Here is a 25475-nt window from a genome sequence, read left to right on the forward strand (position 1 = left end):
CGGGCGGCATGACATGCAGAGGAACGGATTGATGCAGTGGAACTTGCGGCTGACGGCCGCCAGCCGCGGAAATCTGGAAGGCCGGTGAGCTGCGCCGCGGGCGCGCGGTGTCCGCGGCGCCCCTAACGACCAGGAGAAGAACAGCTCGCGCTGCGGGAGGTGGTGTCAGATGGATAGTGTCCGCGCCGGCTGGCAGTCGGTTCGTCCGGGCGAGGTCGAATCAGCTCGCAATGCCGACCGCCGTGCGTACCCCGAGCAACCGGTGGCGGCACCAGACGCCACTTGACCACCCCACGCGGTGCTCCCGCGCCGTACCGTAGCGCCTGTGATCGAATCTGATGTGGCTGAGCTGATCACTGCCGTAACCGGCCGTGCCGTGCGCGATTCCGTTCGTCTGGGAGGCGGCGACTCCGCCGCGACGTTCGTCGTGGAGCTCGGCGATGGAGAGCGGGTGCTGGCCAAGACCGCCCCGGCCGACGCGACCGCCGCCGAAGCTGCCGGCTTGCGGTGGCTCGCCGACACCACGACCGTGCCCGTCCCCGCCGTCCTCGCCACCAACGACCAGTGGCTTGTCACCGAGCACATTCCCGGCGGTGAGCCCACCGCGACCGCCGCGGAGGCCTTCGGCCGCGGCCTTGCCGCCCTGCACGCCGCCGGAGCGCCCGCGTTCGGCGCCGCACCACCAGGCGGGCCCACCCACGCGCGCATCGGTGCCGCACCGATGCGCAACATCGCAGCACCGTCCTGGCCGGAGTTCTACGCAGAACACCGGCTTCTCCCCTTCCTCGCGCTCGCCGTCGACGCACACGCCCTGACCCCCGATGAAGCGCGTGTCGTCGAGGCGGTGATCGAGCGGCTCGACGAGTTCGCTGGACCGGCTGAGCCGCCGGCGCGGCTTCATGGCGACCTGTGGCACGGCAACGTGCACTGGGGAGCCGACGGGCGGGCGTGGCTGATCGACCCGGCCGCACACGGCGGACACCGCGAAACCGACCTCGCGATGCTGCATCTCTTCGGCTGCCCGCACCTCGACCGCATCGTGGCCGCCTATCACGAGGTGGCCCCGCTCGCCGACGGCTGGCGGCAGCGCATCGGGCTGCATCAGCTGTTCCCGCTGCTGGTACACACCGCCCTGTTCGGGCGGAGCTACACCGCTCAGCTCGTCGCGACGGCCGAGGCGGTGCTGGGCGACCGGTCCACGTCGGCCTCCAGCATCGTGGAGCGGCTGACCGGCATGATCCGCGCGGACCTCGCGGCGGTGGCGCACATGCCGCCCGGTGGCGATGCGCCGGCCCGAACGAAAGGACATGTGCGCGGCGGACTCGACGCGCTCGTCCTGGTCCTGGAGCACGAGCTCGGGCGTCCGGTGAACTTCCACGAGGCTCGTGCACTGCTGCGCGGCGAGCGCAGCGTCACCGAACTCCGCGAGCGCGGCTCCGATTAGGACGCCGGCACACGATCCCGCAGCTCGCGCCCGAAGTCGCGCACCGTGCTGTCCCCGCTGTCGTTGGCTTCTTTCACCAACGGCGCCAGCCGCTCCTGCACGCGGACAGACCGAAGCTGCCCGACTTGATCCAGCAGCTCACCTCCGGTGGCCATCGCCTCGTCGAGTTCCCCGGCCCGCAGCTGGCACAGGGTCAGGGTGCCGAGCTCGAATGCCATCGGACGCGCTTCGGCCGCCCCGCGGTGAGCGAGCGCTACTTGGGTGTCGGCAATGGCCCGGTCAAAATCACCCACGACCGCGCAGGTGGCTCCGGTGACCGCCGCATGGTCCGCCGTACCGAACCAGCTCAGCCAAGCCGGACCGCCCGCCGCGCCGAGCGCAAAGGCCTCATCGGCCTGACGCAGCCGCCGGGGCACCAACTCGCCAGCGTCCAACTCGGCCAGCGCCCATGCCTGGGACGCGGACAACACCGCGTGCTGCACGCCGGTGGCGTGCACCTCGGCCAGCTGCAGCAGACGGAGCGCATCAGCGGGCTTCCGCTGATGCAGCAGCGCCCGGCCCGATCCGTACAGAACGTGCGTGAGTAGCTTCGTGTTCTCGGCGTCCCGCGCCGTCGTCAATGCCCTCGCCATGTGGGTCCGGCACTCCTCAGTATCGCCGCAGTCCAGCTGGATCCAGGCCACCAGCAGGTCGGCCCGGGCAAGGAGCTCCAAGACCCTGCGCCGCATCCCCTCCCCCAGATCCGAAGAGGCTGCGATCAGGGACAGCCGGGATGTCACCGCCACCGCCGCCGGGCGCGCCGCCACACCACCCAGACTCTGGTCCAGATCGCGCAATGCACCCAACGCGTGTTCCGCCGCATCGAGGTCGGTGATCGTCACCGCCCCCAGCGGCTCGGTCAGGGTTTCCAGCGCCATCGGCTCCGGCACCTCACTCGGCGCCCGGGTCACGGCCGCGATCGCCGTGGCCATCAGCTCCCGACGGCGGGTGACCTCATCGATCGCCTGCGGCTCGGTACGGCTCACTGGAATGGGCATGCCAGCCAGTCCCATGTAGCCGCGCGGAATCCCCAGTCCGTCAGCGATCCGGGCCAGCACGTCGTAGGAGATCACCTGCCTCCCGTTGCAGATCTCGCTGACCTCCGACTGCGAGCAGCCGGTGCACATGGCGATATGCCGCTGGGAGATGACCTCCCGCAGCAGCCAGAACACCGTGGAGATATCGCGGGTTGCCAGCGCCGCCCGCATCTGCGGCTTGTCCCACAGGTCTGACGGAACCGATCGCATCAGCCGTCCCCTTCGGTCACCGTTGCCCGAATTAACTCACGGTTACCAGTCAAATACTACGAGTCGGAACCGCTGTTCCGGCCTGAAGGGCCCGGCCGCTGGTGCTCACGAGGCCGAGGAGCGCCGCATCAGGCGCCGCAGGTCGTCCTCGGTGATCCCGTCGCGCCAGATCGGCAGCTCCAGCATCGATGTCCACTCGCTGCTCACCTGACGCCCGTCGCTGAGCTGCACGAACCCCCGGAACCCATGCTGCCTCGTCACCGATCGGGGCGCCGTCCAACGGCGTCACGGGGTGGTCGTGGCCTTCAGCGTGGGCACGGAGCTGCGCCGCGGCCGTGGCTCGAGCCCACGGACTCCTCCACTCCACAGTGGATGTTCCGAACCACGACACGAGCGTAGGTGCCCCCGGCACGGTCGGTGTCCCTTGGCTGATGCTGTCGGCTTCGGCACGCAGCGCCGCGGCGTAGCTGGTGCGGCGCAGTCGCCTTGAGGCGGTTACTAGCGCTGCAGGCGAGCTCTGCCGCAGGCGAGCCCCACGCCGATCACCGCGGCGTGTCGGCTCGTAGTCCGGTCAACATGTCAAGAGCTCACCAGACTCAAGCACACCCCTACGGTCGGTTCTTTCTGGATATGGACTGCCGCCTAGACCTCGACCTGGCTGCTTAGAAGGTGAGCTACGCCCGATGGTGCTCGGCCCAGGCGCGGGCGGTCGCCGCCATTGTTTGTGCCCAGGGGATCGGGTGATCCCGCTCGATCTCGTTCCACATGCCCCTGTTCACGCGGGCGAACACGGCGACATGCTCGGGATCGGCGGCGGCGTAGGCGGGAAGCCGTGCGGCGATGGTTTCGGCTTGGGTGATGGTGTGGCCGTGAGCAATGAGTCGCAGCAGCCAGAACGCCGGGTCGGTCCAGGACTGCGCCGGCGTCGCCCACGCCCAGTCGATCAGCCACGCCTGACCGTGCGAGATCAAGACGTTGTCCGGCATCCAGTCCGTGTGCGTGAGTGATTGCCCAGCGAAGATCAGGGCGTCCGCGGGATCGTCGACGTAGGTTCGTAGGCGCGTCTCGATAGGCTTCCACGGGCCGGGACCTGCCGGGATCTCGATGTCGCTCAGAGCGTGCATGAGTTCCACGACCAGATCAATGTCCGGTGAGCCTGGCCCGTAGTGCGCTGACCGGCCGTCAATATGCTCGAAACCCAGGACGTTCCATCCGCCTTCATCGAACTGCCACAGCAACGCGGGTGAAATTCCCTTGACCAACGGCGCCGCGGCGGCCTCGCGAGCCTGGGTGATGACCATCCGGTGATCGGACGGCAGCCCTTTGACGAAGAGCCTCCCGTCGCGGGTCTCCAGTGCGGCGGCCAGCGGCGAGTTCTTCCCGTCGGTCACGGCGTGGCCCGAGATGATCGGCCCCGTCCGGGCCGTGATCGACTCGATGAGAGAGCCGGGCAGATCGGCCCATCGGAGACGTTTCGCCAACAGTAAGTCCTTACGAGACAGAGCGGGCGACCCGGCATGATCACCGGGCCGCCCACAGCGGTCGGTCACTCGGTCACTGGTACGGGACGTCGCTGGAGGAGCTACACGCGCACATCACCATGAGACCATCGGTGTCGGCGGCTACGCGATCGCCTACGGCTCCCACGCCCACACCCACGCCCGCCCCTACTCGGACCTGGATCTGCTGTTCGTCCATGACCAGCCCGCCACACCCTCCCCAGCCTGGTCGACGCCGTGATCGACCTGCACCACCGCGAGGGCCTGGAGCTCGACACCGAAGTCCGCCACGACGTCAAACTCTGCGCGACCAGCGCCGACATCGACACGCCACCGCGCTGGCCGGGTTCGGCGCCCCGCGCCTGCGAATCACTCCGGTCACCGACGATCCAGCCGTGCTCAACGCCGCTCCTTTTCGGCTCCGGCTGTTCCTCTCGGCGCTGTCCGGGCCGCACCTGTTCCTGGCCGGGGGCCTCACGGCCTACCGCCGCCACACCGATGCCGCCGACCGGGCCACCGCCCAGCTCGCCCTGGCCCTGCTCGACGAGACCGAAACGGTCACGGTCACCGCTGCCGCCGCGCACCTGCTCAGCGGTCCCGGGGGTGAACGCGGGAAAGACTGGCTCGGTTGGGAACCCAGCGAACTCGACGGTGGTGTCGGCGGATGTGCCGTCGAGCTCATCACCTTCTACCCCTTCGAGACTCAGGGCTTCTGGCGTCATCCCGGGCCAGCAGGCCGGCCGGCGCGCGGGTGGCGGGTTGAAGATGTTGTCGGCGTGGCGCTGATGGCGCTTTCTGAATAGGGTCCTGTCGCTGATTGCGTGATCAACATCTTGAACCCCGTTTCGGGTGTGGTCCCACGGGTCTGTGATCATGATCGCGGTGTGATCATGGTTGGTTAGCGGACCTGTTGCCGCACTTGGCCGGAGTGACGGTCGAGAAGGTCGAGCAGGCTCCGGGCGGGGTGCGGATCTGGGCATGTGCCAAGGCGAGTGCGAGTGCCTGTTCGTCATGTGGGGTGGGGTCTCCGCGGGTTCATAGCCGCTATGACCGTCGGGTGGCTGACGCGCCGGTGGCGGGACTACCGGTGGTGCTGTGTCGGCGACTTCGCGGTCAAACGCCGCCGCAGCTACGGGACCATCCTGCTCGACATGGCTACACACCGGCCGATTGACCTGCTCGCCGACCGCGCCGCGGATAGCCTCGCCGAGTGGCTGCGCGCGCACCCTGGCGTAACCATCGTCTGTCGTGATCGTGCTGGCGCGTATGCCGAAGGTGCGCGCCTGGGCGCGCCCGGTGCTCGGCAAGTAGCCGACCGCTGGCACCTCTGGCATGGCCTGGCCGGCTATGTCGAGAAAACGATCCGGCAGCATCGCCATGACCTGCGCGATCCCGAACACGATATCCCCGAGTCTGAACCAGATCCCGCTGGCCCGGTGAACGTTGAACAGATCGCGATCGCCGCAGACATTGACCGCGTCGAGGCGCAAGCCGTGGTCGTCCGGATCCGTGAGCACTACCAGGACGTGCAACGACTCCTGGCCCACGGCGAATCGATCAGCGGGATCTCCCGGTCACTGCGGCTGGATCGCAAGACCGTGCGGCGGTTCGCTCGGGCAGCGACCGTTGAGGAGTTGCTGATCAAGCAGCGGGACGGCCGTCCTGGGCCGCTGGAGCGGTTCAAACCATACCTGCGTGAGCGATGGAACCAGGGGTGCACGACGGCGACGGTCCTGCTGGCCGAGATCCGCGAGCAGGCCTACACCGGCAGCTATCCGGCTCTGACCCGCTATCTCCGTCTCTTTCGGACAGTTGGCACCGCGCCCCCTGCCACCCCAGCCCCGGCAAAGGTCCGAGACGTGACTCGATGGATGCTCCAACATCCCGACGACCTCGATGACCGGGAACGCGGTCGGCTGAACGAGATCCTGGCCCGCAGCTCAGCCCTGGAAAGGTTGGCCTATCACGTCGCGTCTTTCGCGGAGATGATGACGGGCCTGCATGGTGAACGCCTGGATGAATGGATCACTGCGGTGGAAGCGGATGACTTCCCGCAGTTGCACTCGTTCACCGCTGGGCTCGCTCGCGACCGCACTGCGGTGGTCAACGGGCTCACGATGGAACACAACTCCGGTGCGGTCGAAGGCGCCGTGTCGCGTTTGAAATCGGTCAAGAGAAGCATGTACGGGCGGGCGAAGTTCGACTTGCTCCGCAAGAAGGTCCTCTGCCGAGTCTGAGCCGACCCACATGTTGATCACGCAATCAGCGACAGGACCCTATTCAGAAAGCGCCATCAGCCCTGGCGGACCGCTTCGGCAAGCCAGTCCTGGGCGCGCTGCCACGGCCCGCATCCGGTACGGGCACGCTCAATGTGCAGCAACGTGATCCCCATAGCCCGCGCCAGTGTCGCGCCACGGGCCGCGACCAGGCTGGCCATGCTCGTCTCCTTCGCACACGCTGGGGTAGTGGCTGGCCGAGTCCGCGCGGGATCGCCGCATTGCCCCACCGCGATGCTTGACGGGCCGGTCCTCACCAGCTGATCCGTTGATCCGCGGATAGGCTCAGTTCCGTGAACGGGACTGGGGTCGCGATGCCGGATCTACGGCGGACAGGATGCGCCTGCGCCGTGACGCGGGCGGAGACCGAACTAGGGGTGCGGCTGGATACGTCCCGGGCGGTGGTGAAACGCCGGACGTGGGGGGCGCCGTCGAATGCGGGCACGTGGGTTCGGCTTCAGGTCTGGCCGGTCGAGCATCCGGCGGTGGAGCGGGTGCCTGGTGTGGTGGCTGCCTCCGAATTGGTGGGGGTTCCCCGACCGGCGTGGTATCGCGGTGTGCGCTGGGATGCCGACGGGCTGATGTGGCGGGCCGACGAACTGGACCTCATCACACAGCCCCCGGTGATCCCAGCCGGAACACTGACCAGCGATCCCGGCTTCTCCGACGACTGGTGGCGTGACCTGGAACGTGCGCTGGACGCGGTGGCAATCGCCGCCGTGCCGCTGCCGCAGCAGACGGTGACTCAGCAGCGGTTCACCGAGCGGATCACCACGGTGTTCGGAGCCGAGGTGGACACCACGGTGACCGAGTGGGGCGGGCTCCACGGGGACATGGGCTTCGCCAACCTCACGGCCCCGGAGTTGGTCCTGCTTGATTGGGAAGAGTTCGGGCGCGGCCCGGTCGGGCTGGATCACGCCCGGCTGTGGGCCGACGCGCTGGCCGCACCCGGTTTGGCGCAGCGGTGCGCAGCCGAATTCGCCCCGTACCTGGACAGCAAGCAGGGCCTGCTGTGCCGGGCCTACAGCCTGGCCCCGCTGTTGACGCTTCCGGACACTGAGCCGCTGCGGGCACCGGCGGAACTCGCCGCCGTCGAGGTCTCCGCCGCGCTGCGGCGCTCCAGCAGCCGCCGGTAGGACGCCACCAGCCGCGTGTTCACGCTGAGCCGGGGTGCTGTGATCAGTTCAGCAAGGTGCGCCGGGGTGCTGGCGCCGACGGCGACCCGCTCCACCCCGTCAGGCACCGCGCGCGCCAAGCGCAGCGCGGCTTGCCACCGCGTGGATTCCTGGCCTGGGGCCAGGAACTGGCATGGGTCGACCTCGCGCCAGACCGGATCCTGGGTATCACCGCCGAACGGGCTCATCCCCCACAACCTGGCCCCGCAGCGTGCAGCGAGGCCCTCTGCCGCGGTGAGGGCCTGCGAGGGTGTCAGCAGCCCAGAGCGGGTCATGACCAGCCCCGGCCTGGGCCAGTCGTCGCGTATCGCGGCGACTGCCGGGAGCACCTGGTCGGGATTCCAGGTGGCGATGCCCCAGCTGCGGCACCATCCGCGCCGGGCGGCGCGGGCGAGGACCACGGCGGCCTGCGCCAGCTGCTCGGCGGCGTGGTGGACCGGCAGGCCGGCCAGGCTGCGTTCGGGATTGTGCAGCCACAACACCGCAGGAGGCTGGCCCAGGCTCCGCACCGCAGCCTCGGCGGAGGACCACAGCCGCTGCGGGTCCAGGCTGTGAGTGTTCCTGCCGGTTGCGGTGTTGTGGTGGTAGCCGATCTTCGTGCATACCGTGAAGCGGTCGAGGAGGTTTCCGGCGGCGTCGATGAGTTGCTGATGGGCGGTGCCGTGCTGGTAGTGCGGCGCGGTATCCACTGTGGTCACGCCGAAGGTGAGCGCCGCTCGCAGCAGCTGCGGGGTTAGTCGAGTGCGGTGTAGGCCGAGCACAACGCGGGCGTGGCTTCCGTGCACAGTCCCTCCTCCAGCAACACGGCGCCGAGCTTGTGGACGTCCACGCCAGTGGTGGCAGCGGCGTCGGCGAGATCGACGGGGCTGCCGGACAACAGCAGCCGCACGCACTGGGTTGCAGCGGGGGCGAAGCGCAGGCGCCGCCCGGCCGCGATCACCGTCACCGCCTCGCCGGTTTCGACGATGTCCGGGGCGAACGGGGTGGTGCACACCAGCTTCTCGGGTGGGCCGAACGCGCCGCCGGTCACACTTCGCCGGGGCCGGGCATCGGTCTGACGCTGGTGGATGAGGTAGTCCGCCGGACTGTTCTCACTGGCCAGCTCGGCGAGAGCCGCGGCGAGTGCGGTGTGGTCAGTGTTGGGGCCGAGGTCGTGGCGGAATCGCTCGTCGTCGCGAGCCAGGTCGGCCAGCCAGGAGATCCAGTCGATGCCGGTGTGCGGGGCCATGCCGAAGGTGAGGTGCAGCGAGAGCCTGTCGTCGTCGTGGTCCGCGCGGGTGGCGGCATGCCACCAGCCCCGCGGGATGCTGATGACCTCACCGGCGCGCAGCACGCCAGACCACACGATCTCCTCTGGTGGTTCGGTGTTGGGGTCGGTGTCCCGGTACAACGGCGCCACCCGAGACGGGCCTCGCACCTCCCACCGCTTCGACCCGGCCAGTTGCACGATGATCGTGGGGTGGGAGTCCCAGTGCAGATCGAACCCGGCGGCGTCCCCGGTGGTCAGGTAGCTGTTGACCTGCACGGTCATGCCGCACCACCATTGCAACGCCCGGCAGGCCACCTCCATGGCCGCATCGAGGTGGTTGAGGGCATCGACGACGACCTGAGCCCCCTCTCCCAGCAGCACCCCCAGTTTCTCGGTGTCCACAATGGGCACCGACTGGCCCCGGCGGGTCGTGCGGGCGGTCAGGTAGCCGCGGGTGTGCACGTCGGCGCCGTGCTGCAACGCGCGGATCTGCGGGAAGTCCACCGACCGCCAGGACAGCAGGTCCAGCAGCCGGTGCGGGGTGAGCAGCCGGGTGGACAGCTCGGGATCCGGCAGGGCGCCCCGGGCGAAATCCCGCCCCAGGTCCCCGGCGTTGTCCCACGCCAATGCCTGCTCAAGATCGCGGACGAAACGAAGCGTCATGAAGACCTCCACACCGGAGACAAGGAGCGGGTGATCGACGAGAAAGTGCGAACCCTGGCAGCCGGAAAAGAAGCGGCGAACCCAGGGCCCGCACCCTCGTTGTGCCTGGCGTCCTAGGCCCCTGGAGGCGGATCCTTGGTCTCGCCGGAATCGCTGCCGTCCGAGGTCATCGCCATGCGATCGCGGCTCTGCGCCTGGTGCAGCCGCTCCACGCTCAACAGCAGCTCGTCGTTCTCCATCCCTGGGTCACCTCCCCTCAGTGCGGCGGCCGGGGCCACGTACGTGGCCGTGTCGTGAAGACGCGCCCGACGAACCCACCGCGTCGAGGTCTCGGCGAACCCCTCGGGCGCTGCATCCACGATCGCCGGGCGGGAATGTGCGGATCAATGACGGCCATGCGGGCGAACATTGCCGCGCGCGGCAATGCGGCGAACCCGACGGCGGAATACTGTCGGTGATCTGCGCAGGGAGTGATCATGCTGAGGATCAGCCGCGCGCGTCGCGCCGAACTCGCTCACCGTGCCGCGCACATCCGCAGACGGGGCCAGCGCGCCGACTGGGACGTGGCCACGATCGCCGACGAGATCGCCCGGCAGCTTCCCGAGCTCAAAGCTCTGGAGGTCTGGCGTCTGGCCTACGGGTGGAGCCGTCCCCAGGTGGTGGCCGCGATCTGCGAGGTGTTCGAGCAGGACGGATTGGCTCCACCGGGGCTGACACCGGCCCGGCTTTGCCGGTGGGAACACAACGGCGTGCAGCCCGAGGCCGACTACGCCGCCGCCCTGGCCCGTGTCTACCAGGTATCGCCGTGGCGACTCGGCCTCAACCTGCCGGGCATGCTGGTCGCTGGTCGGTATGGTCGGCCCACGCAACCGTCTGAGCCGGGAGTGGTGATGGTCAACAACGCCCTGACCGCCGTCGCGGATTCCGTGCAGCTCCAGCGTGAGATCGAAGGACCCGGCGGCGGCCCGGCCACTCACGAGCAGGCGCAACGGGCGATCGACTACTACGCCAGCCACTACCCGCGCTATGCGCCGACCGTCCTGGCCGGCGAGATCCACCGGTGTCGCCAGATGGTCGTCGACATGCTCACCCACCCCCAACACGACAGAGCCCGCACCGAACTGCGGCGCCTGGCCGGATGGCTGTCCGCGCTGCTCGGCGACCTGGCGTTCACTTGCTCCGACTACGCCGGGGCGCACATCCACCTCGGTACTGGTGCCCGGCTGGGCACCAGCATCGGCGAGCACCGCCTGGCCGGATGGAGCCTGGGCGCGCAATCGATGGTGGCGTTCTTCGGTGACCGGCCCGCCGACGCCCTGGATCTCGCCCACCAGGCCCGCGAGTACGCCGACACCCCGCTGCGACGAGCGCAGATCACCGCCTGGTGCGAACTACGGGCCCTGGCCGCGCTTGGCCGCCGCAGCGACGCAGAACACGCCGCCACCCGGGCCCAGCACCACATGGACGCCGCCGACGACGAGCCCGGACGCATGGGCTTCGACCGCGCTGAACTGCACCAACACCTCGCCGAATCCGCCCTGCGCCTCGACGACACCCCCAGCGCTCGACACCATGCCGCGACCGCCATCAGTCTCAAGTCCACCAGTTCCGGAGGCTGGGCCGCCGCCACGGTGATCCTCGCCCGCGCTCACGCCGCCGAGCACAACCCTGCCGACGCCACTGCCCTGGCCACCACCGTGCTCGACACGGTGTCACCGGCTCACCTCCGGGAAACCACCCGGCGCCGCCTGGCCGCGCTCGACGCCGACCTCCACACCGAACACTCGCCTGCGGCTACATCCCGCGAGCTCCGCGAACGACTACGAGCACTGCCCGCGCATACCCCGGCACCACGCACCAGCCCCGAACCCAACGGGCACTAGCCCATCCACCTGGCGGCACGCCAGTGATGGCAATGCCTTACCGGCCACCGTTGGCGCACACCGCACTACCCCACCTTGGTCGCCTGATCACCTGGTCATGCGGGCAGCTTTCACGCCGTTCACCGACACCAAAGCCCCCGCAAGGCGCCCCTGGGAGCCTGCCGAGACCAGCGCGGCACGAAACCTAGCTTCATCATCACCGTAGCTAGCCAACCTAGCTCCCGTAACAAGCAGCACGACCCTGCGCCTGTCCCGCGCGGCCGACAACCACTCCTCCCCCAGCGCAACAGGTTTGGTTGCCTCCTGCCAGGACCACCAAGTGCGACCAGGACGTGCGATAGTCACCAGTTGACTCTGCTTGACCCGCACCGTCCACCGCAGACGCTGCACCGGCGCCGGCCCAGGCAATTCGACCAGTGAAAACCCGCTTTCCCGCATCTCCGCCACACACGAATCAGCCGGCGTTGCCGCCCCCTCTGCCCACACCCTGAAGTTCGCGCTCGGCACCACAATCACGGCCGGATACAGCACCCCGTCGAGTTCAAGACAGGCCGTGATCACCCCATCAGGCAGACCCGAACCACGAGCCTTGCCCGCCCGAGCCCATTCCTCGACCTCGCGCCGACTGTGTATCGCGCTGGGGCCGCACGCTGCGTGTACCCGCCCCAAAGCACCCAGCGTCCTCTCATCGTTGGCCAAGAGAACCACGACCGAGGTCTCATCACGGCCCATGTCACCGGGCTGCCCGCACCGCAGACATTGATACGTCGGGTGCTCGAACAACTCGCCGGAGCGCAACAGCGCCCGATCATGATCGCTAAGCCACTCAGCGACCTCACCTGATACAAACGGCTCCACCCGCCAGATGGTGCCAGACCCCGACAGCCCAGCCACAGCACGACGGCCATGCGGCACCTCGAAGGTGAGATCGGCCAGTGGATCGGATCGCCGGGAACCACCAGCCGGTGTCGCGACGGAATCCGCTGCTCCATCACACGCGGTGTCGTCGTCGCGCTCACCATTGCTGCGTTTCAGTAACTGCGATCGGCTGGCCATCAAGTCGTTCATGAAGGCCCGTCCAAGCAGGCGAACCGACCTCGGGCTTTTGTCAGCGAGAACACACGCTGGTGCCTGGCAAGCATCGCGCGCCAGGCACCAACAACGTGCGAATCTTAGTTTTGGTTGTCGTAGGCTTCGACAATCTCAGCCGGAATGCGACCCCGGTCGGAAACCTGCATCCCCCGATTCCGGGCCCAATCCCGGATGGCCTGGTTGCGTTCGCGGTCGGCCGCGGTCGGCGCCGCAGGAGGCTTGCCGCCCTTGACAGCGGCGCGCTTGCGGCCACCGGTCTTCTGCGCGTTGGCCACGAAAGACGCCAGCGAGTCGCGGAGTTTAGCGGCGTTTTTGGTGGACAGGTCAATTGAGTAGTTCACCCCGTCCAAGGCGAACTCCACGGTACTGTCGGCTGCTGTGCCATCGACGTCATCGACGAGCTGAATAGTGACTTTCTGAGCCAAAACGGTCTCCTTTAATCCACAGCGTACAACGCGGCATGACTATTTCAAAGAGTTCAATGTGGAACCCCACGGAACCAAGGCTGCTGCTGGTTGGCGCTAGCACCTGATCTCTGGTGTTCTAAGGTAGACGGTACAGGAGGCGTATCCGGTTGATGGGTAATCCTGTTCACGAGCTCAGATGGGTGGCGTAGCGTTGCAGCGGATTCAGGTCGAACGCGTCGATGACATCGACGGGTCCCCAGCCAACCACACCGTCACCCTCGCGCTGGATGGTGTGACGTACGAAATCGACCTGAACGACAAGCACACCCAACAACTCCGGGACGTCCTCGAGCGCTACATCAAGTCCGCGCGCACCCTAGAGCCCGAGCCGGCACGCAGCACGCGCCAGCAGGAGCGCGAAGAGAAGCAGGCCCGGCAGGCCAACAAGCAGCTGACCGAACAGATCCGCGGCGCCGCGCAGCGCACCCGCGATCACCTCAGCAAGAAGGCCGCCGCGCAGGTCGCCCCAGAACCGGTCGAGCAGCCCGAGCCCGTCAAGGAAACGATCTTCGACACGCCCCAGGACGAAGAGCCAAAGCCGGAAGCGGCCCGCGTCCCGGCGGTTTCGATGCCGCAGTTCTCCTCCGCAGTCGACTGATAACCGGCCTGCTGGTCCGATTTCCATGGCGGCGGTCCGACGCATACCCGCGAAAAGCGCTGCAACGAGCTGCCATTCTGGGGACGGACCTTGCCGGCCTGAGCCTTGTCCGAACTGGAAAGGCTCCGCGTCGCGCTCACCGCCGGAGCGCGACCGTGCCGCGAGCAGCATGGCGCGCACCTACCGCTGGCGACAGACTCGGTGATGGCCCATATCATCGCCACCCGGTTGTGCGACGCCTCCGATCTACTGCTCCTGCCGCCAACCACCATCTCCTGCAGCCACGAGCACGAAGGCCTACTGGCCGGCACCGTCTCGGTCCGCGCCACGATGCTGCACGTCATCGTCACCGACATTGCCGATCCCAACCGATGCCGCAATCAGCGAACAACCGACGCCAAATTCGCGAGCAAAGCCACCCCGGCAGCGGTGCTTGGCAAAGGGCCCGCCAGGCCGAAGGCTGCGAGCTCACCGCGTCCCAAGATATGCACGCAGGCGAGGGGAAGACGAGCATCCTGGTGCACGCTGCGCCCTCGCTCGTCCGCGATGGATGCGAGACGGCCGACCACCGCGCCGACGAACGCCCCGACCTGCTCCTGCGCCCCGCCCATCGAACGGTCCCCACCGCGGCAACCACACGGCCGATGTCCCAGCGCAGTTCTGCCAGCTGAACAACGTCGGCTCTGAGCTTACGAACTCCGTCGCCACCTTGTCGCACCGGACGGAACCTCTGTCCAGATGAGCTGCCAAGCCCTACCTGAGGGCTTCGACGGCCCGTGCGGCGCTGTGGTTGCTCGCCCGTTCGAGCGAATACGGTGATCGTCATTGTCGTGGCCGGTAGCTCTGAAGCGCTGCAACCACTTGCCGATCGTTGATCACCGCTGGACGAAGAGTCGACGCGATCGTCGGTCTTACCGAGACGATCTCGGTAAGACCGACGGCAGGTAGCGCAAACGTGCGCTGCCGTCGTTGCGTGGACACGGGCACACGACCGTCCGCATCGGTGACGGGCCAGGACAGGCCGTCCTCGAATGGCCGCGCATGCGGAACAAGCCGGGACACCCCGGCGTCGAAACCACGGACCAGGACGAGTGGCTGCTCAACACAATGACGACCAGCACGAGCAACCAGGAAAAAGGAGCATCCCACACAATACCAAACACAGCCCCGTCTGGCACCTACTCGACCAGGCCTTAGGCGACTGGGGGACGACCTGCCGCTCGATCGCCCTCATCCTCGGCACGCTCCTCCCCGTACTGATCACCCTGGTCCTCGTGCACGGAAGCCTGGCAACCATTGCGCCATGGCTGGCCGGGATCGGCACTATGCTCGGCATGTGCCGCTACGCCAACAACCGATCAAACAAGAAAGCAGGACCTCCCCCTGATCAACCGCCATAAACCACATCTGTCGCACCGGGTCGTGGACGCAATCCACCCGCCGTTGTCGGCGTACGCGGTCGACGCGGATCAGCCAGCTGGCACAGTGACGCTGCTTTGTTAAGTCGACAGCCTCCTGCCCGGCGGTGGCGCGCCCCCGACCAAAGGAGACATTCGGATTCTCGTGGCTTCTCTTTGCCACTACGGGAACCGGGACGCTGTCACCTTCCCGCCGCTACTCGGGATCGGCATGGAAAACGCCTCGAACACCAGTGGATTCTCTCCCCTACTGCGGCGGTACCGTGCCCCTGCCACTGCCAGCGGCACTCGTTCTGGAGGCATGAGGTCGGGTCGTCTGGGCGTGGTTAGCTCACCAGCTCCGCGCGGAAGGCATGGCTCGCGGTCCGGTTCCGCGGCTCTGGGACGTGACGACACCAGAGAATGCAGTTGTTGCTAGCCGGCATGAACCTCAGCGAAAACTGGTGCGCAGCAGGCCACCATCAGACCGCCTACGTGAACTCCTCGAGTGCACCAAAGAGAACGAAGGAAGGGCTACATGGACTGCTTCTTCGAACGCTTTCCTGGCGCAACCTGGGAAATCCAAGAGCGCCTGCACGTCTACGCGCTGCCCAACCAGAAAGTCCGTGACGTCGTCACGGACTACCACACCCTCCTCGGCGATGACCCCATCGGCCAGTACGGGCTCGGCCTCCAACCGGCCGCCTTCCTTCATTTCACCGTCCAGATGCTGCGCAAGCATCGCAGCGAGGTTACCCAACTCGACCTGGACGAACTCGTCACCCACCTCGCCAAGCAGCTGCGGCACGTCGATCCGATCACTTTGCAGGTTGGACCTCCCCAGGCAGGCGTGCACGCCGTCGAGCTCTGGGTCGCCCCTGACGCCGACGAGGTCTGGGGCGAGCTTGTCAGCCACACCCGCACGGCCGTGAGCAACGTATTCGGACCCGACGCCCTGCCACCGCTAGGCCCTAACGCAGTCCCCCACACGTCCCTGGGCTACGGGGTCCGTCCCGGCGACTCCGGCGCAATCACCAACGTCATCAAGCAAATCCGCCGGCCACTGGTCGAAGTCACCGTCGACCAGGTACACCTCCTGGCCGTCACGCAACACCCCGCTCGCGGCTGCTTCACTTGGGAACCGATCGCGGCGATCCCACTCGGGCGCTAGCTCTACCCCGTACACCAGCACGAAGGTGATGAAGTTGGGGATCAGCCGTCGTTCACCGACCTAGACAGGCAACGACGGCTGACCCAGTCAAACACTCGCAGCGGAGCCGGCTTAGACCCACGACCGCGACGTAGCGAGAACGGCTGGTTCAACCGCGCCGTCCACATGCAGCTCGCTGCGGCGCGAGCCGCGTGCATGCGGGAGCGGAAATGCTCGGCCAACCACGTAAAGAGCCGGCAGCCCGGAACGGGCGCTGAGCCAAGGCTCAATGACGGCGACACCAGCACCGCCAACGCGCGTCAACCAACTCAGCGGTGCATCGCCGGGGATTACGAGTTCTGGCCATGGCGGCGTTGTAACGTGGCCCTATGTTGGACCCAAAACTTCGCGATGTTGTTGGTTGGCTGGCGTCAACGCTGCAGCTGCACCGCGGCATGCTGGCAGGGGTCCCTCTGGAATACACGACCAACGCCGGCGTTCTCTTCGTGTCCTGGCGCGGAGGGCCTACCGCCGACATGGTCGCAGCCGAGCTGGTCCAGGCGGCAGACCCGGACCTGCCGGTAACGCTGCGTCCGGCACGGGCATCGGCTGAGTTCCTCCACCTCTCCGTCGGAGATCTGACGGTGTGTTTGCATCCCCGTGACCCCACGCCAGATCAGCCCTGGGCGCCTCGCGTCGGACAGCACCCGAACAGCCGCCCCTGGCCGTGGCCATGGAGACTGCATGACAGTGGAGCTTCTTACGACACCGTGCTGTGGACCGCGGGCAACGTGGATTCCGGCGGTGATGAAGTCGCGGTGGTGGTGCGTGTTTCCCCGTCAGCTGCCACTGCCGCTCATTCGTCCTGGTCCGAGAGCGGATTCCGTGTCATCGATGCCGACTACGAAGTCCCGGACCATGCATCCGCAGAGACGAAGCGCCTCTGGCGGCAGCGAACGGCGAACGCCCACATTCGGCTGCGCTATGCCACCACAGGCTGGAGCGACGCGGAAGCCGACGAATGGCTCGCGGGGGACGGTCCGCACCAACGACGTCCCATGATCAGCGCCGTGCTGCTCGACGAGCGATGCATCATCCGGGTCGACGCAGGGCTGCGAATCGTAGCCACCGTCGCCGACGGAAGTCCGTGGGTGTCCGCGCCCTGGGATGTGCTCCCTTCCGCCCTCTACAGCGCACTGAGCACCCGGGTCGCTGATCACCTGAACCCGCCCGAGTTCCTGAATGTCCGGCGATACGGAGACGCCTGGAGCCAGGTTCGGTTCCAGCTTTCAAGCCAGCTTGTCGCCCCGGGCGAACACTCCTACGGCCCACCAAGGGCTTTCGAGTAACCCGAGGACACTAGAAGCAGGGACCGGCGGTGATGACCTGGCGGATCGTGGGGGTCTGGACCATCAACAGCCGGGAGTGGTGGTCGATGCGATCGTCGTCGTAGCAGGAGCGTTCGTCCTCTGCCAGGCCCGTCCAGATGTGCCTGGGCAGAAGGTCCGGCGCCGTGTGTATTTCGGTGACGAAGCCACGCCAGCCTTCCAGCGTGATCAGTTGCAGCTGCCCGTATTCGGCTCCGGGATCCTCGACCGGTCCGGAGCTGGCGGGGCGGGTCACCGCCGCTTGTCCGCTTCGGCGAAAGGACGAAGATGAGCAGCGGAATCACCTTGGCAACGCTGTCTGGGCCGGGCGGGCGCTGATCGGGTCCGCTCCGGCATCCCCGGTGTCGCTGATGGCGGAAACAGGCTCTGACTGAATTGATCGCGTCGGTGGCAGCCAGATCGGTGATACCCACCAGCGCGCTCGCAGGTTCACGCTGTGGTCATGGCCCCAGGAGCGGACCGCGAGAATGTCGGCCAGGTCGCGGCAGAACGGTACGGCTCGGAGACCGTGACCGTGTCGCCGGGGCGGGCGAAGTCCGCCAGTCCCCGGAAACCGTCGCGTTGCAGGGCGGGGCCTTCGAGCAGGTGGCCGGGTCGCTGAAGAACCGCACCCCGTCAGTGCCAGCGATCAGCCCGGCTTCGGCGAGTACGTATGTTTGTCGCAGGGTGCTTTGTTCGTCTGTTCGCGGACGCGGGCCTGGATGGCGCGCACGTCGTGGCCGGGCAGGAAGTCCCGGTCCGTAGCCTCTCCGCAGCCGCAGGGCCGGTAGAGGAACGGTCTTTCCTCGGGCAGGTCGCAGTCGCAGTAGGCGATCGGGTCCTGGGAGCTGTTGGCCGCCGGATCGGCCCGGCCGATCCAGGCGTCGGGCAGCGAGGCCCCTCTGTGAGCACTTCGCCTTCAACCCGCTGTCGGCATCGCGTCACCGCTCGCGCCCATCAGGTTTCCGGCGCGAAGTCCGACTGTGCGGTGCGACACGAGCTTCTTGCCGTGGACAGGCTTAAAGGTCTCGGCGAAGCTGATTGCCGTGCGCATCGGTTAGGACGCGGTCCAGTTCCAGGGGCGTGCCCCGTTGTGTCCGCGCAGGCAGTTGATGCGGTATTGCGTTTCGTTCGCGATCTGGTCATTTTGGTCGGCGCGGTTGGCGAGCCAGCTTGTCATGCGCAGTTCGCGAATGTCTCGCAGGAGCTCATAGGATGGACTGGAAAGGACATCGAAGCCGTAAGCGTCAGCGAACTGCTGGTATTCGGCAGCGCTGACCCAACCGAAGCTGTCATGCTCGCTTGCTACGAGCGTCAGATCCCATTCCGGCGGGCCGATCGCGACGCGCTCGAGGTCAAGCGCCAGGATTCTGCCGTCGTCGACGGCAACGATGTTGTTGTCATGCGGATCGCCGTGGATCAAGGCCGGCCCCAGTGTGAACGTGGCAGTCCTCCAGTGGTTCTCGAGATTGCGGAGGCGATCACACAGGAAGCTCTTGTCCCCTGCCGGAATCGGAGCGGCGTTGATTCGTTCGGCGATCCGCACGAAAGGCCGCAGCGCTGTAAGCAACTCCCCCTTGGGTGAAGAAATAGTGTGCAGATCACGCAGGAAGTGTCCGATCTCGGCTGGGGTCGCGGGTCTGTACGAGGGCAGCTCGTGCCAGAATGTCACCACGGTGTCGTTGAGTTCGACCGGCTCTTCGGCGGGCTCCACGACCGAGATGTGGGCCGTGTGTAGCAGCCATGCTGCCAAAGTGGTTTCTTTCAACGCGGTTTCGCGCTGAGTTACCGTCCGGGTGACGCGAGCGACGAGCTGGTGTGGCAGCCGGTAGGTCGCGCTGTCTCCCAAGCTGAGAAGTTCGGCGTGTGCGCTGTCGATTCCTCGCTGGGCACAGGCCGCATGCAAGGCTCGGGTTTCGGCTGGAGCGCGGTCGGATGGAGTGGTCATTGTGTTAGCGCTGCAGTGTCTTGGCGATCTGGTGACGGAGGTCGGTCACGTCGCCATAGCGAGCATGTGGTTTGGTCGCGACGTACAGGTCGCGGAGGTAGTTGCGGACACGCTGGGAACGGAGATCTTGGGCCCGCGTGAGGGCTTCCAGCCCTCGGTGGGCGGCGGCGCCCGGGTCGTCGTTGATCTGCAGAGTGATGGATTTGATCAGCGACAGGGTCTTTGACCTGGCGTATTTCGGTGTGTGGTGGTGCACGGCGAAATCCAGGCGGTCGATGGCTGGGTGCGGATCGTAGCCGTGGTCGACGAGATCGAACAGGGCGTGCCCGGAGTCTCCACGCATCTCCGCTGCGTCGTAATACTCCATCCAGGGCGGCGTTTCGGTGACGCTCTGCGCGAAGTGTTCGTCTGCGCACTCGATGGCCGCAAGGCACTCTCCGATCCTGCCTTCTCTGGCCAGAGCGCGGCCGCGCACGACGTGGAGCATCGACCGTTCACGAGCGGTGAGCCGGTCGTCCCGGACTTGAGCGAGTTCGGCGAGCTCAATGGCATCCTCGCGCCGAAGGCTGACAGCTTGCCGCGCCATGTCAGAAAGGATCGTCGCGCGCAGGCTCTGATCTTCCGCCCGTTCGGCACAGTACAGGCCGAATCGGAAGTAGCGGTCCGCTGAGTCGTGCGCTCCAGCGTCATACGACATCCAGCCGGCGACCTCGGCAAGGTTGCCAACAGCCGCGTGGAGCTCCCGACGTACCACACTGGTGCGGCACCGGGCCTCGAGAAGACCAGCTGCCCACCGCAGCTGCCCGCCTACCGCCTCGCGGGAGAGCCCGCCTCCATACAGATGCTCCCATTCCGAGAACGTCGCGGCGCTTTGGGTCACGTGGGCTACCTCGGAGCGGCCGACCCACTGCGGCACGGGAGTGGGCGACTCTGCCCGCGCCAAGAATTCCGATACTGATCCGCTCAGCATCACCCCACTGGCGACGGCGGTGCCCAGACCAAGAAAAGAGCGCCGGTGCACATCGTCCTCCTCTCCGATCGCCCTGGGGCAATAAAAGCCCAGCTCGGCATCAGACTCCGCACCAAGCACAGCGCGGAAGGCAGAACGATACACAGGATTCGGCCACCGATGGATGCCACGCTCCAGCTTGGACACATAGTAAGTCGACATCGGCGGGTCTAAGGCCAGGTGCCGCGACACAGAGTCGGCGACCTGGGCTTGGGTGAGCTTGTGTCGACGTCGTGCCGACTCCAGCTCAGTATTGCGACGGTGTCCGTGTGTGCTCATCGCTGACCTTCCGCAAAGCGCATCACCACAGTACGGGTGACATCACCTAATCACCAAACGTGACAGCTCTCAGTCTGTCAGTAACCCTGCCAGTTCGTCGGCCAGTTCGAGGACGTTCCGTCAGCCACTCGCCATGGGCATGGTGAGAAGGGTCCTGTTGGTGCTGTAACGGCACCTTCCGCGAGACCCAACGAGGGGTGTCTGCGATGCACGCTGCTGCGACCGAAGTTCGGAATGCCGGGCGACTGAGCGGGGAAACGAGATTCCCGGTGGTGATCCTCCATGTCGCCAGTTGATCCCAAAGTTCGGATGATCCATCCCATTCCAGGGATGCGATGGACCGAGCTTCGCGACGCCGCAACCGAACTCGCCGACCACCAGTGGCCGCTGGTTCCAGGGACCTATCAGGTCAGTACGGACTCTCCGTGGCTGGGCAAATCCTGCTCGACGGGGCTGGTTCCGATCACCGAGCTGAGTGCGGAGGCCACCACCGACCTCGCACAGGTCTGGGAATGGTGGACGCGTCGCCCCTACTCGGTGCTGCTCGCCTGTGGCAGGGCAATCGACGCGCTTGAGGTGCCCACCAGTCTGGGCCGGACGGCCGAGGACATGCTCGCAGCGCTGAAGCTCCGTGGCCCTGTCGCCGTGACACGGCGCACATGGCTGGTCTTCGTCGAATCGGCCGGACAAACGATGCCGCTAGTCGACGTGCCGGCGCCGGTCACGTGGCACAGCGGGGGTTCCTTCGTCCCCCTGCCGCCGACGATCGATGGCGACATGCCCTACTACTGGCGCATCACCCCTGAAGACGTCGACTGGCGTCTTCCCGAAGCGACACCCACGCTGGACTGCCTGCAGCAGTGTTGGGACACCCGAGAGACAGACACGCCGATACCCGTGTAGTCGCCGAGCGGTCACTGGGTAGTCCGGACTGCCACCCCGAACAGCGACCGGTCGGTCCCGGCAGTGGGCGGCCGAGGTAGTTGCGGTTGCCCACTGCCGGGATTTTTCCGGTTTTCTTGATCCACGACGACCGCGGAACGGGACACCGCAATGTTTGAAAGACGCCCGGCCAACGGGCCCCTTCGCGCGAGTGAGAAGCTGCCCATGCTGCAACGGAATTCGTGGTCCGAGCTGATACGTGAACCGCTGCCATACTCCGCGACTCTCGATGGTGAGACGTCGCAGGAGCGTGGCATGAAGCCCTGTGTGGTCGTGGTTTCGCTCAACGGCGTCGACAACATGGGCAAGGACTGAACGGATGTCAGAGCGGAAAGATCGAAACACAGATCGCTCAAAACCACATCGTCATCATGAAAAAGCGCTCAGGATAGCGTCAACGCGCCTACGCGACCTGTTTGCATGGTCAATCTTCTCCCTCGGAGTCGTCGCAGCTCCTACGGTCCCTTTTCTACGGCCGAAGGGTTGGGAACCGTGGCCGTATCGGCAGTACTACATCCTCGGGATCTTCGCGATCATGGCTCTCGGCTGCCGCCTCCCATCATGGTCGGCCATCGTTCTCTGGGGCCTATACCTGCTTGGTCTCGCATGGGTCTCCTAGCAACGCACGGCAGCTGCCGACCTTCCCAGCCGCCAAACCGCACGCTGCTGATGACGCCGGATGGCATATGGATCACGGGGGATAGTGAAAGTCGGGTGGCTCACGCGCATCTGATACGCACTGCGGACGTCCTTGCACCTCGACTTGGCGTCGACCTGACATTGTGTGAGCGGTGGCTTGGGGTTGGCAGGGTTCCCATACGGCGCATAGTTCCGCTGCCGACCTGGTTGTCGTTGTGTCCGCTCTGTTTGGCCAGTCCTGAGCTCTCTGTCAACGCGTTGCGCATCGAGCGCATCCTCACCGCCTGCGACGCTCTTACAGCCGACACGCTGATGGATCGCACCTCTGCGACCACCGTGATCCCCCAGGTACCGACTTCTACGGATCGTGGATGGAGACCTGCTGCATGAGTGGCTTGCTCCGAGATCAATCGACGCACGTCACGACGTACCCCGTGCAGTCCTGGCTCACGCACGCCGTGCCTTGGCATCGGGCGGTTGCCATGCGGCTGGTAGCAGTGGCAGCGCTGCTGGGCTCGCTTACCGCGGGATGCACCGGAAACGGCTTCGCCCCGGCAACCGACCGGTTCCGGGAACTCCCGCGGATCTGTGACCTCGTCTCGCCGGCCACTGCAAGCCGCGTGATCGGAGTGGGATACAAGAGGGACGCGATCGCTGTCGAGACCACGGGTTATTGCTTGTGGACGTATCGCGATCTGGGATCCGAAGGTGCTCGTCCGTTTGAACGGGCGCTGTCCCTGCACGTCAGCCTGCATCGAAGCATGACCAGGAGATCCGGCGCCGACGGAGCATTGGAAGAACTGGGCCGGCTGAGCAAGGACGCGTCGGGCCAGTTCGCACCGGCGCCGGGCGTCGGGGAGCATGCGGTACGGAGCACGTCGGGCGGGAGTATCAACTACATCATCGTCGTCGACAACCTGAACCTGAAGATGACGTTCTCCGGCCGGGATATGGACGCTGAGGGCAAGCTCGTGGCAATCCCGGGCAAGCAGGCGGTCTCGTCCAGCTTCGAGGTAGCCCGTGAGATCGTGCACAACCTCGAGCTGGGTTGAGTGCCATGAGTTTCCGAAGAGTGCCTGACATCTACACCCTGCTTTCGCCGGAGATAGAAGGACTCCTTGGTAGCCCGGCACACGGATGGCAAGGCCCTGCCGACAGCGACGGCCTGACGAGCATCTGCTCTTGGTGCCATCGCGACCTCACCCCGGATGGCCCGCGATTGATGGAACGGGTTCTGCACGTATCGGCGTCGTTGTACCGAGACAGCGCAACAACGTCGGGCGACGACATGGCGCAGATGTCACGTGATCAGGCAATTACCGATCTGAGGTTGCGGTTTCAGGACGCTCCTTGCGTTGGTGAGGGCGCGGTGCTCGCGACAGCTCCGGGAAAGGCCATTGTCTTGCTGACCGTTGACAACGTCCTGGTTCGGCTAAAGCTCTTAGGGCTGGACAGGGACACCAATGGTGAGGTCGTGGAAGTGGCAGCTACCCAGGCCGCCGACGTTGTGAACGTGACGGCCCGCGAGATCACGCGGCGCCTCGAACAGCTACTGAGGTGAGAACCTGCCAACGAAACGCCGACGGCGATTGCGCTCGACTGAGCGCAGGCTGCCGAGCCCGGCTTCCGCCGCCCTGGACGCCCTCTAATCCCGCTCCTGCCCCAGAAATCATCATCGAGAAAGGCCAACATGACCATCCGGCTGAGTGATCAAAGCGCGCCCTCTCCGTCACCCTTTGTGGTGACCAGCTTCGGATTCGGCGCGGGCAGATGCTGCGGGTCGCCATCGGCTGCTCCGACAGACGCGGCCGTGCCGTCGCCGAGCACCTCGCCGCTGCGCCGCGTCCCCCGGGAACCGGGGTGTTCATCCGTCATCTTCGACTCCGGCCGGACGAAGGTGGAGCGACCTGTACATCATTCACGCAATCACCAGTCATGATCCGAAATGACGTCCCGACCCGCACCATCATCGAACTCTATGTGACCAGGAAAATTTCACAGCAAAAAGTGGGTAACCGTGTCGGTATCAGCGCCAGCGCCGTACGCCTGCGTCTCGAAGCCGCGGGAATTGAGATCCGCTCCCACGGCAAAAGGCTCGACACCGATCAAGAGTGGCTCTTAAACGAAAGGGTGTTCCGAAAGTGGCGGAAGGGTGTACCAGTAGCAGGAATAGCCGCGCAGCTCGGGATGTCTGCATACGAAGCCCGAGCAAGGCTGCATATCTCCGGCGTGAACCGGATCGGTATCCCGATCGGTCGGCGTTCCAAGGTCCAGTTCCGCGGCCCAAACCCACACGAAGTTTGGTGTCGCAAACCGGACAGCGAACTTCCCTGGCCGGACTGCTGCCACCGGTAAGCCGGCACGGCATGCCCAGGCGATCTAGTAGCAGCGGGCGGCAGTCGATCATGGATGGCAGCGCCTCATAAAGGCTATCGAGTATCGGGTCGCGGCCGGCTGGCTGTCACAACGGCGTGGCGGCAGCCAGCACTCCACACCATCAACACGAAAAGCAAAGGCACAGTGAAAGAAACCGAACAGCACGATCCCCAGCCAGGACTGGTAACCGTGGGATTGCATGCCCTGAGTCTGACCATCTTGTGGATCACCGGAGCGACCGCGATGATCCTCGGACTCTCCACCGCCGCCCACCACGCGTGGATCGGAGGGCTTTTCCTCTCATTCGACATCATTCTCCGAGCCGGAAGCTTGGTCACTCGCGTCGTCAGCGGTCGCGCCGCGCGCGCAGCCGCGGAAAGCGACGGCAAGGATGGCGATCAGGCTTACTTCGAGGGGATGACCGAAAGCTTGCCCCGCGATCCCCGAAGCGCCCGCGCCGAAATCACCAGTCCACACTGGATCATCCAGCGCGCGTGTGCTGCTGCCTACGGCATCATGATGATCGCGGTGATCTCAACCTGGGCTCCCACAGCAGTCGCCGTCATTGTCGGGGTCAGCTACGTGGCCGCTGATCTCGGAGGCAACTATCTCTTCGCCATCCGACTGCATAAGACTCTTGCTGCAATCGCTGAGGAGCGATCCTCACGGCGCTCCGCCGGCCGCGAAGCCGTCACAACTCCACCTCAGCAGCGGTGACGGACGAGACAAGCATCCA

At 66.2% G+C, this 25475-nt stretch carries 26 protein-coding genes and 1 pseudogene; 14 read left to right on the forward strand and 13 right to left on the reverse strand.

Going from position 1 to position 25475, the window contains the following annotated elements:
* Positions 1-340: 340 nt before the first annotated feature.
* Positions 341-1183: pseudogene (locus BLW84_RS20420) on the forward strand (fructosamine kinase family protein); the annotation flags it as partial.
* Between the two features lie 257 nt (positions 1184-1440).
* Here the strand turns inward: BLW84_RS20420 and BLW84_RS20425 are convergent.
* The 3 genes from BLW84_RS20425 to BLW84_RS20430 all read right to left on the reverse strand — a co-directional run bounded on the left by BLW84_RS20425 (position 1441) and on the right by BLW84_RS20430 (position 4211).
* Complete coding sequence (locus tag BLW84_RS20425; protein WP_093267537.1) at positions 1441-2730, reverse strand: helix-turn-helix domain-containing protein; 1290 nt, start codon at positions 2728-2730, stop codon at positions 1441-1443.
* Between the two features lie 105 nt (positions 2731-2835).
* A complete protein-coding gene (locus tag BLW84_RS47560; RefSeq protein ID WP_177226586.1) occupies positions 2836-2991 on the reverse strand; it encodes a hypothetical protein in 156 nt (51 codons plus the stop codon).
* A 413-nt stretch (positions 2992-3404) separates the two neighbouring features.
* Positions 3405-4211 carry a protein kinase family protein gene (locus BLW84_RS20430; RefSeq protein ID WP_093267538.1) on the reverse strand — a complete coding sequence of 269 codons (807 nt, stop codon included), beginning with the start codon at positions 4209-4211 and terminating at the stop codon, positions 3405-3407.
* 413 nt (positions 4212-4624) lie between these two features.
* Between BLW84_RS20430 and BLW84_RS20435 the strand changes: the two genes are divergently transcribed.
* Both BLW84_RS20435 and BLW84_RS20440 read left to right on the forward strand, forming a co-directional pair.
* The gene (locus tag BLW84_RS20435) at positions 4625-5032 is read left to right on the forward strand and encodes a hypothetical protein (protein WP_093267539.1); all 408 of its coding nucleotides are present in this window, start codon (positions 4625-4627) and stop codon (positions 5030-5032) included.
* A 243-nt stretch (positions 5033-5275) separates the two neighbouring features.
* Entirely contained in the window at positions 5276-6466 is a 1191-nt protein-coding gene (locus BLW84_RS20440; protein WP_218157385.1) for an ISL3 family transposase, read from the forward strand.
* A gap of 56 nt (positions 6467-6522) precedes the next feature.
* Here BLW84_RS20440 and BLW84_RS47565 read toward each other — a convergent pair whose 3' ends face one another.
* Positions 6523-6666, reverse strand: coding sequence for a hypothetical protein (locus BLW84_RS47565; RefSeq protein WP_177226571.1), 144 nt, complete (start codon positions 6664-6666; stop codon positions 6523-6525).
* Between the two features lie 396 nt (positions 6667-7062).
* Between BLW84_RS47565 and BLW84_RS46325 the strand changes: the two genes are divergently transcribed.
* A complete protein-coding gene (locus BLW84_RS46325) occupies positions 7063-7641 on the forward strand; it encodes a hypothetical protein (RefSeq protein WP_143061018.1) in 579 nt (192 codons plus the stop codon).
* Here BLW84_RS46325 and BLW84_RS20445 read toward each other — a convergent pair.
* From BLW84_RS20445 to BLW84_RS49920, 3 genes are all read right to left on the reverse strand, one after another.
* The gene (locus BLW84_RS20445) at positions 7527-8465 is read right to left on the reverse strand and encodes an aldo/keto reductase (protein WP_093267543.1); all 939 of its coding nucleotides are present in this window, start codon (positions 8463-8465) and stop codon (positions 7527-7529) included. The genes BLW84_RS46325 and BLW84_RS20445 overlap by 115 nt on opposite strands.
* Complete coding sequence (locus BLW84_RS20450; protein ID WP_093267663.1) at positions 8414-9592, reverse strand: JmjC domain-containing protein; 1179 nt, start codon at positions 9590-9592, stop codon at positions 8414-8416. The genes BLW84_RS20445 and BLW84_RS20450 overlap by 52 nt, the downstream gene beginning before the upstream one ends.
* A 113-nt stretch (positions 9593-9705) precedes the next feature.
* Positions 9706-9831, reverse strand: coding sequence for a hypothetical protein (locus tag BLW84_RS49920; protein WP_281247423.1), 126 nt, complete (start codon positions 9829-9831; stop codon positions 9706-9708).
* 237 nt (positions 9832-10068) lie between these two features.
* Here BLW84_RS49920 and BLW84_RS20455 point away from each other — a divergent pair, with 237 nt between their 5' ends.
* On the forward strand, positions 10069-11475 hold the full coding sequence (locus BLW84_RS20455) for an NsdA family TPR-like regulatory protein (RefSeq protein WP_218157386.1): 1407 nt from the start codon (positions 10069-10071) through the stop codon (positions 11473-11475).
* A gap of 87 nt (positions 11476-11562) precedes the next feature.
* Here BLW84_RS20455 and BLW84_RS46330 read toward each other — a convergent pair whose 3' ends face one another.
* Entirely contained in the window at positions 11563-12543 is a 981-nt protein-coding gene (locus BLW84_RS46330) for a hypothetical protein (RefSeq protein ID WP_143061019.1), read from the reverse strand.
* Positions 12544-12647: 104 nt separating this feature from the next.
* A complete protein-coding gene (locus BLW84_RS20460; protein WP_093267545.1) occupies positions 12648-12992 on the reverse strand; it encodes a histone-like nucleoid-structuring protein Lsr2 in 345 nt (114 codons plus the stop codon).
* A 178-nt stretch (positions 12993-13170) separates the two neighbouring features.
* On the opposite strand from BLW84_RS20460, the gene BLW84_RS20465 reads away from it, so the two are divergent.
* The 4 genes from BLW84_RS20465 (at position 13171) to BLW84_RS46335 (ending at position 17528) form a co-directional block, all read left to right on the forward strand.
* A complete protein-coding gene (locus tag BLW84_RS20465; RefSeq protein ID WP_093267547.1) occupies positions 13171-13632 on the forward strand; it encodes a histone-like nucleoid-structuring protein Lsr2 in 462 nt (153 codons plus the stop codon).
* Between the two features lie 105 nt (positions 13633-13737).
* Positions 13738-14319 (forward strand): creatininase family protein, encoded by a 582-nt coding sequence (locus BLW84_RS50350; protein ID WP_093267549.1) that lies wholly within the window; start codon positions 13738-13740, stop codon positions 14317-14319.
* 1248 nt (positions 14320-15567) lie between these two features.
* The gene (locus BLW84_RS20475; RefSeq protein WP_093267551.1) at positions 15568-16200 is read left to right on the forward strand and encodes a 2'-5' RNA ligase family protein; all 633 of its coding nucleotides are present in this window, start codon (positions 15568-15570) and stop codon (positions 16198-16200) included.
* A 368-nt stretch (positions 16201-16568) separates the two neighbouring features.
* Positions 16569-17528 carry a hypothetical protein gene (locus BLW84_RS46335; protein ID WP_143061020.1) on the forward strand — a complete coding sequence of 320 codons (960 nt, stop codon included), beginning with the start codon at positions 16569-16571 and terminating at the stop codon, positions 17526-17528.
* 10 nt (positions 17529-17538) lie between these two features.
* On the opposite strand, the gene BLW84_RS20485 is transcribed toward BLW84_RS46335, so the two are convergent.
* From BLW84_RS20485 to BLW84_RS20495, 3 genes are all read right to left on the reverse strand, one after another.
* Positions 17539-17802 carry a hypothetical protein gene (locus BLW84_RS20485; protein ID WP_177226587.1) on the reverse strand — a complete coding sequence of 88 codons (264 nt, stop codon included), beginning with the start codon at positions 17800-17802 and terminating at the stop codon, positions 17539-17541.
* Between the two features lie 801 nt (positions 17803-18603).
* Complete coding sequence (locus BLW84_RS20490; RefSeq protein ID WP_093267556.1) at positions 18604-19494, reverse strand: aminoglycoside phosphotransferase family protein; 891 nt, start codon at positions 19492-19494, stop codon at positions 18604-18606.
* Between the two features lie 4 nt (positions 19495-19498).
* On the reverse strand, positions 19499-20782 hold the full coding sequence (locus tag BLW84_RS20495; protein WP_483880104.1) for an NsdA family TPR-like regulatory protein: 1284 nt from the start codon (positions 20780-20782) through the stop codon (positions 19499-19501).
* Between the two features lie 282 nt (positions 20783-21064).
* On the opposite strand from BLW84_RS20495, the gene BLW84_RS20500 reads away from it, so the two are divergent.
* The 3 genes from BLW84_RS20500 (at position 21065) to BLW84_RS20510 (ending at position 23924) form a co-directional block, all read left to right on the forward strand.
* Complete coding sequence (locus BLW84_RS20500; RefSeq protein WP_093267561.1) at positions 21065-21685, forward strand: bifunctional DNA primase/polymerase; 621 nt, start codon at positions 21065-21067, stop codon at positions 21683-21685.
* Between the two features lie 1064 nt (positions 21686-22749).
* A complete protein-coding gene (locus tag BLW84_RS46340) occupies positions 22750-23415 on the forward strand; it encodes a hypothetical protein (RefSeq protein ID WP_143061022.1) in 666 nt (221 codons plus the stop codon).
* A 20-nt stretch (positions 23416-23435) separates the two neighbouring features.
* Positions 23436-23924 carry a hypothetical protein gene (locus tag BLW84_RS20510; RefSeq protein WP_143061023.1) on the forward strand — a complete coding sequence of 163 codons (489 nt, stop codon included), beginning with the start codon at positions 23436-23438 and terminating at the stop codon, positions 23922-23924.
* Between the two features lie 149 nt (positions 23925-24073).
* Here the strand turns inward: BLW84_RS20510 and BLW84_RS47570 are convergent, their stop codons facing one another.
* On the reverse strand, positions 24074-24238 hold the full coding sequence (locus BLW84_RS47570; RefSeq protein WP_177226588.1) for a hypothetical protein: 165 nt from the start codon (positions 24236-24238) through the stop codon (positions 24074-24076).
* Between the two features lie 60 nt (positions 24239-24298).
* Between BLW84_RS47570 and BLW84_RS46345 the strand changes: the two genes are divergently transcribed.
* Positions 24299-24718: a hypothetical protein gene (locus BLW84_RS46345; RefSeq protein WP_143061024.1), complete on the forward strand. Its 420-nt coding sequence runs from the start codon at positions 24299-24301 to the stop codon at positions 24716-24718.
* Positions 24719-24883: 165 nt separating this feature from the next.
* Positions 24884-25456 carry a hypothetical protein gene (locus tag BLW84_RS20515; protein WP_143061025.1) on the forward strand — a complete coding sequence of 191 codons (573 nt, stop codon included), beginning with the start codon at positions 24884-24886 and terminating at the stop codon, positions 25454-25456.
* The last annotated feature ends 19 nt before the right edge of the window (positions 25457-25475 follow it).

Origin of the sequence: Saccharopolyspora shandongensis (genome assembly GCF_900106995.1) — a bacterium.
GTDB lineage: Bacteria > Actinomycetota > Actinomycetes > Mycobacteriales > Pseudonocardiaceae > Saccharopolyspora > Saccharopolyspora shandongensis.

Excerpts from the sequence above, each read along its gene's own strand:
- BLW84_RS20465 (WP_093267547.1), top strand. The coding sequence starts at position 13,171 with ATGGGTGGCGTAGCGTTGCAGCGGATTCAGGTCGAACGCGTCGATGAC.
- BLW84_RS46340 (WP_143061022.1), top strand. The coding sequence starts at position 22,750 with ATGAGTGGCTTGCTCCGAGATCAATCGACGCACGTCACGACGTACCCC.
- BLW84_RS20440 (WP_218157385.1), top strand. The coding sequence starts at position 5,276 with ATGACCGTCGGGTGGCTGACGCGCCGGTGGCGGGACTACCGGTGGTGC.
- BLW84_RS47570 (WP_177226588.1), bottom strand. The coding sequence starts at position 24,238 with ATGACGGATGAACACCCCGGTTCCCGGGGGACGCGGCGCAGCGGCGAG.
- BLW84_RS46330 (WP_143061019.1), bottom strand. The coding sequence starts at position 12,543 with ATGAACGACTTGATGGCCAGCCGATCGCAGTTACTGAAACGCAGCAAT.
- BLW84_RS20450 (WP_093267663.1), bottom strand. The coding sequence starts at position 9,592 with ATGACGCTTCGTTTCGTCCGCGATCTTGAGCAGGCATTGGCGTGGGAC.
- BLW84_RS20475 (WP_093267551.1), top strand. The coding sequence starts at position 15,568 with ATGGACTGCTTCTTCGAACGCTTTCCTGGCGCAACCTGGGAAATCCAA.
- BLW84_RS20495 (WP_483880104.1), bottom strand. The coding sequence starts at position 20,782 with ATGAGCACACACGGACACCGTCGCAATACTGAGCTGGAGTCGGCACGA.
- BLW84_RS20500 (WP_093267561.1), top strand. The coding sequence starts at position 21,065 with ATGTCGCCAGTTGATCCCAAAGTTCGGATGATCCATCCCATTCCAGGG.
- BLW84_RS20455 (WP_218157386.1), top strand. The coding sequence starts at position 10,069 with ATGCTGAGGATCAGCCGCGCGCGTCGCGCCGAACTCGCTCACCGTGCC.
- BLW84_RS47565 (WP_177226571.1), bottom strand. The coding sequence starts at position 6,666 with ATGGCCAGCCTGGTCGCGGCCCGTGGCGCGACACTGGCGCGGGCTATG.
- BLW84_RS46345 (WP_143061024.1), top strand. The coding sequence starts at position 24,299 with ATGATCCGAAATGACGTCCCGACCCGCACCATCATCGAACTCTATGTG.
- BLW84_RS46335 (WP_143061020.1), top strand. The coding sequence starts at position 16,569 with ATGTTGGACCCAAAACTTCGCGATGTTGTTGGTTGGCTGGCGTCAACG.
- BLW84_RS49920 (WP_281247423.1), bottom strand. The coding sequence starts at position 9,831 with ATGGAGAACGACGAGCTGCTGTTGAGCGTGGAGCGGCTGCACCAGGCG.
- BLW84_RS20490 (WP_093267556.1), bottom strand. The coding sequence starts at position 19,494 with ATGACCACTCCATCCGACCGCGCTCCAGCCGAAACCCGAGCCTTGCAT.
- BLW84_RS20425 (WP_093267537.1), bottom strand. The coding sequence starts at position 2,730 with ATGCGATCGGTTCCGTCAGACCTGTGGGACAAGCCGCAGATGCGGGCG.